We start from the raw sequence: 15,037 nt of genomic DNA, 5'->3' as shown, positions 1-15,037 counted from the left end.
CTGTTTTCATCCGACAACTCCAGTATGACTACCGACTAGTAGGCAGTAACATGCAAAGTGTCGGATCAAACCAAGGCAGTTTGGCCGCGAAAGAACGCAAGGAGCGCAAAGAACAAACCCTGTATTTCTATGCGTTCTCTGCGTTCTTTCGCGGCTAAATGAATCGAAGTTTTTTTGGTTTTTCAGGGTCGGTAGAATGCGACAACTCGAAGGTTACTGCCTACTAGTTAGGCTTTATCCGCGGTCGCCCGGACGAGGTACGCGCGCCAGCCGCCCAAAACGGTGATATCAACAGCGTTTATCAGTGCGCAGGGTTCGCAGAGAAAGCCTTTCACCCAAGTACCGTCGCCCAGTTGCACCGTGCCGGTGACCATGGGTGCGGGCACGGCGGCCACGAAGCGGCCGAACGCCTCCGGCGAAAGCGCGTAGGTTTCCACCTCGATGGGCGCCCCGATTTCGCCACCGCCCAGGCGCATCAGCCCCGGTTTCGCCGGCGTGGTGTTGGCGAGCGCGAACAACCGATATTGCGCCGAAGTGGTGGTGGCCGCGAGAAACTGCGCCCCGAGTGCGGTGAGTTGCCCGTGCAACGCCTGCCCCTTCAAATGCGCCCCGCACACCGCCAAGGTAACCGTCTCAACCGCCGCCGATCCTTTAGTGTCACCTATTAGGTGACACTCCGCTGGCGCCGCTTCGCCGAGAAAGCGCGCCCCGAGGGCGAGCAGGCGGGCGTCGTGCCAGGCCGGCGCGATGAAGGTGATGCCAAAGCCCGGCCCGAACGAGTAACGCGCGGCGGGCACCGTCAGCCCGCACAAGTCGAGCAGGTTCATGAAGTTGTTATATCGCCCAAGATTCGAGTTGAGTCGCACCGGGTCGGCCAACACTTCGGCCACGGTGTAAATCGTGCCGGCGGTGGGAGCGACGAGGACGTCCACGCTGGCGAGGATGACATCGGCGGCGCGGCGAAGTTCGGCGAGGCGATAGGAGGCGCGAAAGGCGTCGGCGGCCGAGGCAGTTTTTCCGCTCTGGATGATGGAGGTGACCGTCGGGTCGAGCCCGGCAGGAGTGGCCGAGTCCGCGCGGAGCGGCGCACCGTTGGCGGGCAGGTGGTTTTCAATAAACGCGCCGACAGCCGCGAAGCGCTCCGCCGTCCACGGCCCCTCGTAGAGCAGGCGCGCGGCATCGAGGAACGGGGCGAAGTCCACCTCCACAATCTCGATCCCGAGCCCGCGCAGACGGTCGAGCGCAGCGGCAAACAGCCCCGGCGACTCGACGTTGCCAAACCACTCCAACTGGTCGGCCCTCGGCACCCCCAGCCGACGCACGGCCGCCAAAGTGTCACCTAATGGGTGACACTTTTCGGGTTGGCGGGAGAAGGGGTCTGCGGGGTCAAAGCCTTCGGCGGCGGTGAGTACGCGGGCGGCGGTGGCGAGGTCGCGGGTGAAAATGGAGACGCAGTCGAGCGAGCGGCAGGCGGGGACCACGCCGCGCGGCGAGAGGCGGCCGCGCGTGGGTTTTAGCCCGATGATGCCGTTAAAGGCCGCCGGCACCCTGCCCGATCCCGCCGTGTCGGTGCCGATCGCGAAATCCACCAGCCCCGCCGCCACCGCCACCGCCGAACCGCTCGACGAGCCACCCGAAATGTAATCGGGGTTAAACACGTTGCGCGGCGCTCCGTAGGGCGATCGCACGCCGACCAGCCCCGTGGCGAATTGATCAAGGTTGGTCTTGCCCACCGGCACCGCGCCGGCGGCCAGCAGTTTTTCCACCACGCCGGCCGACTTGGCAGGCGTGTAGGCAAATCCTGGACACGCTGCGGTCGTGGGCACGCCGGCCAGGTCAATGTTGTCCTTGATCGCAAATGTCAGCCCGGCGAGCGCACCTTTGGGGTTGGCCGCCTCGGCTTGGACGCGCAGCTCGGCGAGTGACAGGCGGGAAATCCACACGGCGGGATCACGCTCAGCGTAATCATTGAGGCGGGTCGTGATCGATTCAGCCGAGAGGGAAGATGAGCTTACGGACATGACTGGTTTTTAAAGGGTCAACGGGGTCGAAATTCAACGGATTACGGCGGCCTTGGTCGCACCGTCCACCGGGGGCATTTTATCCTGCCAGCGGTAGAGGCTGGCCCGGTTGACCCCGAGGAGGCGCGCCGCTTGCGAGAGGTTTCCGCCTGAAACGGCGAGGGCGCGGGCCACCAGAATCGCCTCGGCCTCAGCGAGGTTGAACGGGAGATCCGACAAAAATTTGCTGTGCGCTCCGCTGTCGGTCTGGGGCGCATCGGCGGGCGCGGTTCCGGCGTGGGGCGCGAAGGCGATGTGCTCAACGCCAAGCTCGTCGCCGCCCGCATAAATGATGGAGCGCTCCAGCGTGTTTTTGAGTTCGCGGATGTTGCCGGGGTAGTTGTGCGCCAGCAGGCGCTGCAGGGCGTCGGGGCGCAACCGGGGCGCGGGGCGATTGAGTTCGGCCGAGAGCGTGCGCACGAAGTGCTGGGCAAGCAGGGGCACGTCTTCGAGGCGGTTGCGCAGCGCGGGCACGGCGATGTGATAATGCAGGAGCCGATAATACAGGTCTTGGCGGAAGCTGCCGCTGGCGATTTTGGCCGGTAAGTCGGCGTGGGTGGCGGCAATGACTCGAGCGCTCATCGTGCGCGATTTTTCGGAGCCGACCCGCCGATAGGCGCCGTCCTCCATGACGCGCAGCAACCGCGCCTGAAGCCGGGGCGCGAGGTCACCAATCTCGTCGAAAAAAAGCGTGCCGCCCTCGGCGAGTTCGCAGTAACCGCGGTGCTCAGGAATGCCCGGCGCGCGTTCCTGGCCAAAGAGCAGCACTTCGGCCTTTTCATCGAGCAGGGTGGCGCATTCAACCCGCACAAACGGCGCGGTCGCCCGGGCGCTGCCGTAATGAATGGCGCGGGCGAGCAGCTCTTTGCCGGTGCCGCTTTCGCCGGTGAGCAGCACGGTGGTCCGAGCGACGGCTTGCACCGCCCGCACCTCGCGCAGCATGCGGCCAAAACACTCGCTGCGCCCCACCAGGCCGGCCAGCCCCCACTGGCGCGACTCGGCTTCCGAGAGGTGGGAAAGCTGCGCGTCGGCCCGCGCCAGGGCGAGTTCGGCGGCTTCACGCCGTGCGGCTTCCTCGCGCAATTCTCGGTTGGCGGTCTCGAGGTCGGCGGTGCGGGCCGCGACGCGCTGTTCAAGGATTGCGTTGGTGCGCTGTAAGTCGGCGGCCGCGCGGGCCAGCCAGGCCGGATCGTTGGCACAAAAGCGGGGGCCGGGCTCGAAAACAAAACGCCAAACCCGGCCGGCAATGGGCATGTCTTGCACCTGCCGCCAGGCGGGGGCTTCGACCGCGTCGCCGGCGGTAAACGGCGGTATCGACTCATCGGCTACGTCGCTAATTTCCAGGTGAATGCCGCGCGCGAGCAAGGGGGCGAAAATCCGCTCCACCAGCCCTTGCACGCGAAAGGCCGCCGAGACCCAGCCCGCGGTCGCCGTTTCCTCGTTGCCCACACTCATCACCACGAGAAACCCAAGGCGGCGCTGGCCGAGTTGCGCGAGCCGGAGCGGCGATGTGGCTACGGGCAGACCGGTGAGCGCGGCATGTTCAAGCGCACTGCGGCGACACGGATTAGCGCGCAAATCGAGGCCGAGCACCTGACCGTTGGCCTGCATGGGCTCGACGTAGGTGATCGGCCAATATTCGGAGCGCTCTTCGCTGCTGCGCAGTCGCCCGGAGGGATCGATTTCACGCAGCGCAAAGTCCGCCACGCCCTCCTCGCGTGCGGTCTGTTCCAACAGGGCGCGCTGGGTGCCGACCACGCGCGGCACCCACGCCAGCGCGAGCAGTTCGGGCAGCCGCTCCAACGCATCGCGCACAAAACTCCCGAATTCGGCGCGGGTGAGCGTGGGTTTTAAGGCAAACAACGCCCGCACCGCGTGCAAAATCTCCAGCGCACGCAGCATCGATGCGCGCAACTCGTCCATGTGCTCAATCGCTTCGTAACGTGCTCCCGTCTCGGCTTCGCAAGCAAAGGCCTCCCTACCCTGGGCCGTCGGAGTTGGCCGGGTTCGCGGGTTCGTGGAAAGTGATGTCGAGGTCTTGGGCACGTGGCGGAATGGACATTGGCCAGCAGAAAGGCTGCCAAACCAGTCGCCGGGGCGAAACGAGGCGGGGAATACCCATTCGTTTTTGAAGTGAGGCTTTCGGCATCCTTGAGCTCACGCTCAAGGCCACACTCCTCGCGAACACACTCCCCGTGGCCTTGAGCGTGAGCTCAAGGTCTGGAGTTTGGCCCCAAAACGAGTTGAGATCCGTCCCCCCAGCTAAGGTAGAAGCGTACCGCAGGTAGCAACGGCATGGGTTTCGATGCGTTCGTTGACGTGCGGGTGGCTGTTGCGAAGTCTGCGAAACTCTCCGGAGTGATCAGCTCAGATCGCCATACATGATGCGCAGCACCTGTATGGTTCTTGGCACGAGTTAAGTAGAGTAGAGAGAGCCGCGCGTCGGTAACCCGTCAGCGCGACCCTCCCCCTCGTCAAACCGTGCAAGCGGTTTTCCCGCACACGGCTTACCGAGTCCCCATTCTTTCGGTTTGGTTTCAGCGGAGTTCATTGCTTCCAAGCCGCCGCAAGCGGCCAGTGCCATAGTTTGTATTGACCATGCAAACGGTCGTCGGTGAAGAACTCGAAGAGTCCGTGGGTGCGGCTATACTTTCGCCACAGCCACCGCCGCAACCGGTTGCGCACAAAAGCCTGCTGGTTACTAAACACGTGCGTGCTGTTGCCGTAATGAAACGCCGTCGCCCAACCGCGAGTGATTTGGTTGACCTTGCGGACCACCGCCACCGCCGGTTGGTTGCGCGTTCGCACATCTAGCTCCATCCGCACTTTGTCGCGTAACTTGGCCAGACTTTTCGCACTGGGTTCCACGTGCGGATACCTTCGTTTGCTCTTCATGCCTTGCCGCCATGCGACGGAAAAACCGAGGAACTCAAAGCCTTCCTTTCGTGTATCCACCAGTCGGGTTTTCTCTTCGTTGAGCTTTAACTTACGTGCCTCCAGCCACCGTTTCAGTCGCGTTTGCAGCCCCGCCCCTTGACCCGGTTTGCACAGGATCAGGAGGTCGTCGGCGTAACGCACCATCGTCGGCTTTTGTTCGCACTTCTCATTCACCGCATGATCGAGGTCGTTGAGGTAGAGGTTCGCCAGCAGAGGCGATATAACTCCGCCTTGTGGCGTGCCACACCGGTTCGCGCTCACCTTGCGGCACCCCGTGTCCCGGTCCTCTTCCACGATGGGTGCGCGCAGCCACGTTTTTATTAAACGCAACACGCTCCCATCGCTCACCCGTTTGGCCACCAATTGCAGGAGTTCGCGGTGCGGGATCATATCGAAGTAGCTCGATAAATCCGCGTCCACCACCTCCACCTTTCCGCTCAGCAGGGCCTCTTTAACTTTGTCCATCGCCTGATGGGTCCGGCGTTTCGGCCGGTAGGCGTAGGAGTGGTCATGGAAGTCCGCCTCCCAGATGGGTTGCAACACGATCGCCGCCGCACTTTGCACCACACGGTCTTTTACCGTGGGGATGCCCAGCGCACGACGTTTGGTCCTGGCCTGATCCTTCCATATATAGACGCGCAGGACCGGACTGGGTCGGTAGGTTTTCGTTCGCATTTCCTCCGCCAGCGCAAGCAGCCATGCCGCCCGATAGGCTTCGTTCTTTACGAGCGTTTCCACCTCGAACCCGTCCACTCCCGGCACGCCGTCATTGGCGATCACCTGATCGAGCGCATCCGACAGAATGTCCTGCCGATACAGCTCTCCATACAAACTATAGAACCGCCAATGCGGCTCCGCTTTTGCTTTCCGATATAGCACACGTTGCAGCTTCCGAACCTTCGGTGACGTTTTTATCCAGAGTTCATCACCCCAGCCATCGTCGGGTCCTTTGCCGCTCTGTGATGCGTGGGAACAAGTGCCCTCCCTTCGCTCCCCGGCGGTTTTAATGTCCGCTAGATCATCACTACTATGGAGGTCTCCGACTCCTGCCACGGCCCGTCCGGCCTTACGAGGTTTTGCCGCGCTTGTGCCGGTGGTTGAGGCATCGCAAGACGCCCCACCGCCGCAGGTCTCACCACTTAACCTAACGACCTTTCCCACCCCGCCGCCCCCGCTGACTCCGCCGACGTGTTGATCGGAAATCAACGATTTAGGTCCTACGTCTTTGCGAGACTGCCTTTTCCGATCCTTGCAGGCTTCACCGTTCAGGTAGCGGCTGGACTCGTCGGTTGTTTCGGTAACGGAGCTCATTGGATGGGGTTCACCTTCGTTGCGGCTGACTGGTTCGGGCACACGGTCGTGCTTTCCGGCGAGGCCTCGCGGCCTGCATCCGTGACCGGGCCCTTCGACCGCGAATCGTTAAATTCGGTCGAACAGACTTTCACTGTTATGGTTGTTAGTTTCATGGTCGCACACCCGAACGCCGAAGTTTTAACCACGGAATTCACAGATGAGCACAGATAACAGAGTGTTACTGAATTTGAAGACAGGATGAAAAAAAGGGGATCAAGCTGAGTCCGTTTACCTCCCAAGGGGATTGTATCTGTGCAATCTGTGTAATCTGTGGTTGGTTTGAACTTCGGAATTCAGGTTAAACGGCCAAACTCCAGACCTTGAGCTCACGCTCAAGGGCACAAGGAGTGTGTTCGCGAATCATGTGGCCTGGAGCGTGAGCTCAAGGATTCGGCTGATCTGCGTTCGACTAGTCAGGGGCCAAACTCCAGGGAGCAGACTGGAAGTCTGCGCTACTTCCGCCACGGCGGGCGCACCGATTACAAAAATCGGCATATCCGACTTTAGCCAATAGCAACTAGCGGGTTCCGATATTACACGGGGTAATTGAACTGTAAGCGTACGGTAAAATGGCCGCCGGGGGGTTGCACTTGGGGTCCAGTCTGTCAGTTTCCTTATCAACCCTATAAACCCCATGAATTCCACCTCGCGCTTAGCGTGCTGGCTGGTGATGGAGGCTCTCATACTCGCCAATGCAATGGGCGAGACCACCCCAACCGCAAAAAACACCCCCGCGGGCAACGACCTCGCCCCGCTCCCTGGTATCTTCGATAGCGAACTTCCGCGCATGACGCTGCCCGCCGACCTGCGCGTTACCCTCCGCCCCCGTTTTGGCGACCTCAAGTCCCGCGACCACCTGCGCCTAGTCTGGGGCCTTCGTTACGGCCTCTCGACTCAATGGGAGCTGTCCTCCGACATCGACTCCTACATCGCCCACGGCCTCAAAGACCGCTCGGTCCTGAGCACCAACGGCATCTCCCAAGTCAGCTTCGGCGCCAAATACCGGTTCAACGATTTTCTTGAACCGTTCTGGGACACCGCCGCCGGCATCAAATACAGTGTGCCCATCGGCCACGCCCCCGAGGAGCTCACCGACGGGCTTCGCCACATCACGCCCTTCATGACGATGGAGCACGTGTTTAAGCGCCATCCCTCGGTCACCGGCTTCGTCAGCTTTGGCTTGGACCTCAACTCCCGCGCCCTGCCCCGCACCAACACCGACCAGCACTACGGGGCCGACACGTGGTTCGTCACCCCCGGCCTCACCTGGAAACGCGGGCCCGTCAAATACACCCTAGAGGCCACCTTCCGCAGTTCCGCCGGCCTGGATTCAAGTGACACCTATAACTTCAGCATACGCCCCGGCATGGCATGGACGCTGCCGCCGAATCTGACCTTCCATAGCCGTAACCGCTGGGTTCTCGGCCTAGGTTTGAGCGCCAGCCTGAGCGACCACGGCAGCAGTTTCGGGGTAAATACCCGCATCCAGACCGACTTCGACTTCCGCCGCATTTTCTACACCCCCAAGTCCATCACCGCCCGGCGTTGATGTTACACGCCCAAGCCCCCCTTGGCGCCTTATACTAACTAGCGTTTTAGTTGGGTCACGGCATCCTTGAGCTCACGCTCAAGGCCACCCGCTTCGCAACCACACTCCTGTGGCCTTGAGCGTGAGCTCAAGGTGTTTACCCAAAGGTATCCGCACCCCCAAGCCCATCACCGCCCGGCGTTGATGTTACACGCCCAAGCCCCCCCCCTTGGCGCCCTATACTAATTAGCGTTTTAGTTGGGTCACGGCATCCTTGACTCACGCTCAAGGCCACCCGCTTCGCAAACCCACTCCTGTGGCCTTGAGCGTGAGCTCAAGGTGCTTTGCCCAAAGGTTTCCGCCCCCCCCCGCAGGAACCAGTTGCGACAGGCTCAGCTTGAACGCGAATGGGATAATGCCGCGTCTTTCTTCGCGATCTCTGCGGCACTTTGCGACCTTGCGTTAAAATCCGTCCGCCCCCTCCCCGCCCACGCCACGGCGGCTTAGGCCGACTTGGCTAGCACCGTAATCTCGCCGATCCGGTCGATGACCCGCGACAGTTCGTCGAGCTGGTCTCGGGTTGCGGCCATCTTGGTACGAAACTCGGCAAACATGCTCACTAGCGCCGAGCTTTTGGGAATACGCGCGGTTTCGGTGTTACCCAACACCTGGGTCATCTCGATGATGAGTGCGGTCCGCGTGATCGACTCCCGGTCTTCGCATAAATGCGGCATCATGCCGCGCAGCGACTCCATCGCCCGGAGCGCGCCCTCGCTGCTGGCGGCAAAACACTCCTCCAGCACTTGTATCTCCGCTGGGTCGCCCGAGCCTGGTTTAGCCGCCTGCTCGGCCTGACAGAAAAGGATCATCTCCATTTGCAGATGCGCTACGGAAATCTGGGCGTTCACCACCTCGGTCAAGCGCACGACCTCATCGATGTGCCGGTGAAGTGCGTCAGTGCCCTTGGCCATCTGGCCGGAGCAGTCGCCGAGGAAACCGGCCACGATCCCCAAGCCTTTGCCCATTTCGCCAAAGTGGTCGGCGGTGATGTTGACGTTGACCGAGTGCAGCCGGAAACCCTCGGCGATGGAAAGAACGGTGGCCGCCTTTTGTTGCAGCCCTTGATTAAGCTCAACGAAGCCCTGCAGGTGCCGAAACAGAGCGGCGATGCGGTTAAACGCCGGCACCCCGGTGGAGGCAAAGGGCTTGCGAGCGCTCATCTCCTGACTCAACGCCAGCTGGGAAAAGGAATCGTAGTCGTTGAAACCAAGCCCCGCGAGGGCGCCGAGGGCCACTTTGAGGCTGGCGGCCACGGCCTCTTTTTCGGTTCCGCCGGCGGCCAGGGTTTCCTTCTCGCAAGCCAGCATGGCCTTATAAAGCCCCTCAACCTGGCCGAGCAGGGCCGTGGTGGGCTTGAAGCGGACCGACAGGTAGCGGTGATGACTTGCGGCGACGGCGACGACGAACACCCAGTAAAACCGGCCGTCTTTGGCCATGTTTTTAACGTAGCCCGCGAACGGGCGCCCCTGATGAAGATTGGCCCAAAGCAGGGCAAACGCGGCCCGCGGCATGTCGGGGTGCCGAATGATGTTGTGCGGCTGGCCGTAGAGCTCCGCCTTGCTGAAGCCGCTCACCCGCGCAAAAACATCGTTACCGCAAAGGATGACGCCCTTCGCGTCGGTGGTGGAGAAGAAGATTTCGTTGGCGTTAAACTCTCTGGCCTCAGAGAGGGGCGGGATGGGGCGGACATTCATGGGGTGCGGGGAAAGGGACGACGCCCGCCGGCAAACCCGATGGCCGGCGAGGAGCTCGTCCGCAGCAAATCGGCACAGTTGGGGGTTTCCTGAAGCCCCTCCTGCAGATTACCGCCCGTTAAAGCTAAACCGCCAAGCTGGCACGGCCTATGAGGGGTCGAAAGTAGCGCAGACTTCCAGTCTGCCCGCATCGAAAGTACGGTGCTTTAGGCCGCAGGTTAGTGATTGGCGCGAGGGTCGTGCACCCCGTTTTTGTCGAGCCTCGGACGCGGGCTGAAGCACCGCGCTACATCGGGCACGCGCCGGGTTCCCCCCCCCCCGCGTCACGGCTTGCTCGGCTCACCAGACTTGTGCCCATCCGCAGCGGGCAGCGTGGAATGCACCACGATCTTGCGCAGCTTTTCCATCTCGCCCTGCGTCTCATGGACAATCTCCTCGACGCGCTCGGGATCCAGGCCGACGACTTTGAGCAATTGGGGAGTGATGATCCAGCGGCCGCGTTCGACTTCGAGTCCGAGGCCCAGGCGGTCGCCGATCGCGTTGGCGATGGCCAAGAGGGCCGTCGTCGGGTCGGTGTAAGGGCGTTTGCCCAGGCGGCGCAGAGCGGCGACCGCGGGCGGGGCGAAATTCCATAACTTCAAAACGCGCAGTGCGGCCTCCGCTGCGCTCAGGCCAAAAACCTGGCGCTCCCATTTGGCGACGCTTGCCGGATCATCGAGGACTTGGTCGGGAATCGGCAGCGCGTTCTTCTCCGCGAAGCGCTCCAGCACCAGCCAGCCGATGCCGCGCAACAGGGCGATGGTGTAGCATTCGCCCTCCGGTAATCCCACGCGTGCGGCGAGCAGGCGTGCCGCCACCGCCGAGCTCACGCAGCAGTTTCAAAGCGCGTCGGAGTCGATTTTGTAGTGCGGCAAGCCCGGGGCGCAAAGCTGGCTGGCCACCATCACGCCGACGATTTGCGAGGTCTCTTGGGTGCCGATGTAGGCGATGGCTTCGGTGATCGCCACCACCGGTTCGTCGCGCTGGTATAGCGGCGAGTTGGCCACCCGCACGATGCGCGCCGTCAGGATCGGATCGAGCTGCACGGTGTCGACGACGTCCTCGAGGGTGGTGCTGGGCTTGGTCAGCAGGGTGCTTAACCTTGAAAATATCGCCGGGGCCATCGGTAGCTCCGAGGCGACTGAGAGCCATTCGTCAGCGGGGTGGCTGGATAAGAACACGGGTTAAAAAAGGGTGGAGGGTGGGCGTGGACTGAAGCGCGGTGAGCGCACGGGCCGGAGGTGTTGGCGCAGATTGGGGTGTAGAGCCTGCTTATGGTCAAGGCCTTGCCTTTTGGCCTGGCGCGGCGGGTGGATTTTTTTAACGGCTCAGCCGGTTCGGGTTGGGCCTTCGGTGTGGCGAAATAAAGAATTTATAAACCGGTGTAACCCGGCCTGAATGCCGGCGTCTAGTGGACTGTTACCCATTAACAACCAATCCCAACCCACATGAAAAACCCCAGTAAGATCCTTCTCGTTGTTTGCCTTCTCGCCTTTGGTTCAACCGCCCCGGTGCTTCGCGCTGAGGACAATGCCGCGTCCGAGGGCAAAAAGGAGCGTCCCAAGGGTAATCCTGGCGAGAAGATGAAGAAGGAGCTCGGGCTCACCGACGCCCAGGCTGAGCAGATGAAGGCGATTCACGAAGAGGCGCGCGAACAGCTGAAGGCGATCAAGGAAAATGAATCCCTGTCCATGGAGGAAAAAAAGGCGGCTGCTAAGAAGATTTTTGAGGCCAACAAGGCCAAGGCGGACGCGCTCCTCAGCCCTGAGCAGAAGGCCAAATTTGAAAAAATGCGCGAACACATGAAAGAGCGGCGCGGCGACAAGGACGGCCCCGGCGGCCCTGAGGGTCCCGGCGGAAAAGGTGGAAAAGGCGAAAAGGGCGAAAAGCACGGCAATCGGGGTGTGCAATAAACCGCCGCTCGCTCGCACCGGTTTAGGCCGGCCTCACAGCGGTTCCCCTAAGCCGACGCCCGCACCACTGGAAAACCGCCGGAGCCTTTGTGGCCCCGGCGGTTTTTTCGTTTTCGACAACCGCCACCGCGCGCCCACGCTGCGCCGTATGGCTTTGACTTCTACTCGGGTGATCGTGATCGGCGGCGGTGCCGCGGGCTTTTTCGCGGCGATTGCCTGCGCTGAGGCCAACCCGGCCGTGCGCGTCGTGCTTTACGAGGCAACCGCCCACCCGCTGGCCAAGGTGCGCATCTCCGGCGGCGGTCGCTGCAACGTCACCCACGCCTGCCCCGAACCGCGGGACCTAGTGAAACGTTACCCGCGCGGCGGCCGCGAGCTGCTCGGGCCGTTCAACCGCTTCGGCCCGCGCGAAACCATCGCTTGGTTCTCCAAGCGCGGCGTCGAACTCAAAACCGAATCCGACGGGCGCATGTTTCCCGTGACCGACGACTCCGGCACCATTGTGGACTGCTTGCGCCGCACCGCCGATCAGGCCGGCGTGAAGGTTTTTACCACCATGGGCGTGCGCCGCATCGAGCGCGTCGAACCGGCCGAGGGCGAGGCTTCGGGTGCTCCCTTGGGCAAGGTTTTCCGCGTTGAGTTTACCGACAACTCAGTGGGCGAGTTCGACCGCGTGCTCATCGCCACCGGCGGCACCAAGGGCTCCGCCGGCCAGCTCATCGCCGCCGAGCTCGGCCACACCATCGAAACACCGGTGCCGTCCCTCTTCACCTTCCATATCGACGATGCGCGTATCCGTGGTTTGGAGGGGCTGAGCGTTCCCGCCGCGGCCACGTCCGTGCAGGGAACGCAGCTCAAGGATTCCGGCGGGCTGCTCATCACGCACTGGGGCATGAGCGGGCCGGCCATCCTCAAGCTCTCGGCGTGGGGTGCGCGGCAACTCGCCGAGCGCGGCTATCAATTTACCCTGGTGGTTTCCTGGGCCGAGGGGCGCACGGTCGCGCAGACCATGGAGACGCTGGTGGCCGCCCGTTTGGCCAACCTTAAAAAACAAATCGCCACTTGGAACCCGTTCGCGCTGCCCGCGCGCCTGTGGGAGCGCTTGATCATCGCCGCCGGCCTCAAGCCCGAGACGGTCTGGACCTCGGTGTCGAACGCCTCGCTGCTGACCCTCGCCGGCCAGGTGGCGGCGGCCGCCTTCACCGTCGAAGGCAAGAGCCTCAACAAGGATGAGTTCGTGACGTGCGGCGGCGTGCAGTTGCGCGAAGTGGATTTCAAGACGATGGAGAGCCGCGTGTGCCCAGGCCTGCATTTCGCTGGCGAGGTGCTCAACATCGACGGCATCACGGGCGGGTTTAACTTCCAGGCGGCGTGGACAACCGGCTGGCTGGCGGGGCAGGCGATGGCGGCAGACGCGTAAAAAAACCGGAAGGCTCCGCTCATGCTGCCCACGTATTGGCAATTGTTGCTGCTGGTTCTGCCCGTTTTCATCCTGATCGCGCTCGGGGCGGTCATGCGCCGCCTGCGTTGGCTCTCGCCCGAGGCCGACGCCAGCCTGCTCAAGCTGGTCATGGGGTTTCTCTACCCGTGCCTGATTTTTGAGAACGTGTTGAGCAACGCCGCGCTGCGCCAGCCGGGCAACCTGTTGTTCGCGCCGCTGATGGGTTTTGTCACCATCGCGATGGGTATTTACATTGGTTATTACGTGGGCCGCCTGCTTGGGCTCACCGTCGGCGAAGGCCTGCGCACCTTCGCGTTTTCCACCGGCATCTACAACTTCGGCTACGTGGCGATTCCGCTCATGGTGGCGCTGTTTAAGGAGAGCAGCCTAGGCGTGTTGCTGGTGCACAACGTCGGCTGCGAGGCCGCCATTTGGTCGGTGGGCATTCTCATGCTCGCGGGGCTTTCGCTGCGCGAGGGTTGGCGCAAGCTCATCAACGCTCCGGTGCTCGCGCTTCTCGCTGCGGTGCTGGGCAACCTGCTCGACCTCGGCCGGTTCATGCCCGCCGTCGCCACCAATGTCATACACGTGAGCGCGGCGTGCGCGGTGCCCATTGGCCTGCTGCTGATCGGGGCCACCCTGATGGAATACCTGGGGCGCCCGCGTGAACTGTTCGACCTGCGTGTTACCCTGGGTTCGAGTGTGCTGCGGCTCGGAGTTTTGCCTTTGCTGTTTCTGGTCATGGCGAAGTTCCTGCCGCTGCCCGATGATTTGAAGCGCGTGATGATCGTGCAGGCGGCGATGCCGGCCGGGGTCATGCCGCTGGTGATTGCGCAGCATTACGGCGGCCGACCGCTCACCGCCGTGCAGATCGTGATCGGCACGACTGCGCTGGGGATTTTCCTCATTCCGCTCTGGCTGCGCCTCGGGCTGATGTGGATCGGGGTGTAGTGGGGCCCACGGCGGGCGAACAACCGGCATTTATACTCATTAGCGTTTTACGGAATCCTTGAGCTCACGCTCAAGGCCACACGCTTCGCGAAGACACTCCTTGTGGCCTTGAGCGTGAGCTCAGGGTGTTACTTGCCGAAATTAGCCGCCAGGGAATTTGGGGTGACTCGCCGCCTTGACGCCCCTGCGTCGCGACGACTTGCTCGGCCGCTCTATGGAATGGCTACTTGATCCGCAAATCTGGGTTTCCCTGCTCACGCTCACCGCGCTCGAAATCGTGCTGGGCATCGACAACATCATCTTCATTTCAATCCTGGCCGGAAAATTGCCGCCCGAGCAGCAGGCCAAGGCCCGTCAGTGGGGCCTGTCGCTGGCACTCATCACCCGTATTCTGCTCCTGTGCAGCATCACGTGGCTGATGAAGCTCACGGCCGATTTGTTCACTCTGCCGATTTTGAACGAGGGCATTTCGGGCAAAGACCTCATCCTGCTCGTCGGTGGTTTGTTCCTGATCGGCAAGAGCGTGGTCGAGGTTCACGAGAAGCTTGAGGGCGCCGATGGCCACGCCAACCCTGTTGGGCGCGGAGCCCAGTTTTCCCGCGTGATCGTGCAAATCCTACTGCTCGACATCGTATTCTCGCTCGACTCGGTGATCACCGCGGTAGGCATGGCGGATAATCTCGGGGTCATGATCACCGCCGTGGTTATTGCCCTAGGCGTGATGCTGGCCTTCGCCGGGGCGATCAGCGATTTCGTCAATCGCCACCCGACGCTCAAGATGCTGGCGCTGTCGTTCTTGATTTTGATCGGTGTGACCCTGGTGGGCGAAGCACTCGGTCAGCACATTCCCAAGGGCTACATTTACTTCTCCATGGCCTTCGCCTTCGGTGTTGAAATGCTCAACCTGCGCCTGCGCACCAAGAGCGAGCCGGTCCAGTTGCACTCACCGCTGAAGTGATCTGGGACGAGGCAACTCCTCGAAAAACAAAAAAGCCCAAGGCCGTTCGCCTTGGGCTTTTTCGTGGAGGATTCCGTCTCGGGCTACTTCACGTTCAAGTTGA

General features: G+C 62.1%; 11 protein-coding genes. 5 read left to right on the top strand and 6 right to left on the bottom strand.

Annotated features, from left to right (window positions below):
- Positions 1-227 precede the first annotated feature (227 nt).
- From atzF to ltrA, 3 genes are all read right to left on the bottom strand, one after another.
- Entirely contained in the window at positions 228-2,021 is a 1,794-nt protein-coding gene (gene atzF, locus H2170_17375; protein ID MCS6301843.1) for an allophanate hydrolase, read from the bottom strand.
- A gap of 33 nt (positions 2,022-2,054) precedes the next feature.
- Positions 2,055-3,983 carry a sigma 54-interacting transcriptional regulator gene (locus tag H2170_17370; protein MCS6301842.1) on the bottom strand — a complete coding sequence of 643 codons (1,929 nt, stop codon included), beginning with the start codon at positions 3,981-3,983 and terminating at the stop codon, positions 2,055-2,057.
- Between the two features lie 624 nt (positions 3,984-4,607).
- Positions 4,608-6,308, bottom strand: coding sequence for a group II intron reverse transcriptase/maturase (ltrA, locus tag H2170_17365; protein ID MCS6301841.1), 1,701 nt, complete (start codon positions 6,306-6,308; stop codon positions 4,608-4,610).
- 676 nt (positions 6,309-6,984) lie between these two features.
- Between ltrA and H2170_17360 the strand changes: the two genes are divergently transcribed.
- Entirely contained in the window at positions 6,985-7,899 is a 915-nt protein-coding gene (locus tag H2170_17360; GenBank protein MCS6301840.1) for a hypothetical protein, read from the top strand.
- A gap of 482 nt (positions 7,900-8,381) precedes the next feature.
- Here H2170_17360 and H2170_17355 read toward each other — a convergent pair whose 3' ends face one another.
- The 3 genes from H2170_17355 to H2170_17345 form a co-directional block, all read right to left on the bottom strand.
- A complete protein-coding gene (locus H2170_17355; protein ID MCS6301839.1) occupies positions 8,382-9,632 on the bottom strand; it encodes a PAS domain-containing protein in 1,251 nt (416 codons plus the stop codon).
- Positions 9,633-9,955: 323 nt separating this feature from the next.
- On the bottom strand, positions 9,956-10,501 hold the full coding sequence (locus H2170_17350; GenBank protein ID MCS6301838.1) for an HDOD domain-containing protein: 546 nt from the start codon (positions 10,499-10,501) through the stop codon (positions 9,956-9,958).
- 9 nt (positions 10,502-10,510) lie between these two features.
- The gene (locus tag H2170_17345; GenBank protein MCS6301837.1) at positions 10,511-10,852 is read right to left on the bottom strand and encodes an HDOD domain-containing protein; all 342 of its coding nucleotides are present in this window, start codon (positions 10,850-10,852) and stop codon (positions 10,511-10,513) included.
- Between the two features lie 267 nt (positions 10,853-11,119).
- Between H2170_17345 and H2170_17340 the strand changes: the two genes are divergently transcribed.
- The 4 genes from H2170_17340 (at position 11,120) to H2170_17325 (ending at position 14,934) form a co-directional block, all read left to right on the top strand.
- On the top strand, positions 11,120-11,584 hold the full coding sequence (locus H2170_17340) for a Spy/CpxP family protein refolding chaperone (protein MCS6301836.1): 465 nt from the start codon (positions 11,120-11,122) through the stop codon (positions 11,582-11,584).
- A 148-nt stretch (positions 11,585-11,732) separates the two neighbouring features.
- On the top strand, positions 11,733-13,004 hold the full coding sequence (locus tag H2170_17335) for an NAD(P)/FAD-dependent oxidoreductase (protein ID MCS6301835.1): 1,272 nt from the start codon (positions 11,733-11,735) through the stop codon (positions 13,002-13,004).
- 24 nt (positions 13,005-13,028) lie between these two features.
- Positions 13,029-13,976 (top strand): AEC family transporter, encoded by a 948-nt coding sequence (locus H2170_17330; protein ID MCS6301834.1) that lies wholly within the window; start codon positions 13,029-13,031, stop codon positions 13,974-13,976.
- Between the two features lie 214 nt (positions 13,977-14,190).
- Complete coding sequence (locus tag H2170_17325; protein ID MCS6301833.1) at positions 14,191-14,934, top strand: TerC family protein; 744 nt, start codon at positions 14,191-14,193, stop codon at positions 14,932-14,934.
- The last annotated feature ends 103 nt before the right edge of the window (positions 14,935-15,037 follow it).

Origin of the sequence: Opitutus sp. (assembly GCA_024998815.1) — a bacterium.
In the GTDB taxonomy this organism is placed as follows: domain Bacteria; phylum Verrucomicrobiota; class Verrucomicrobiia; order Opitutales; family Opitutaceae; genus Rariglobus.
This window is presented reverse-complemented; position numbering and strand designations above follow the sequence as displayed.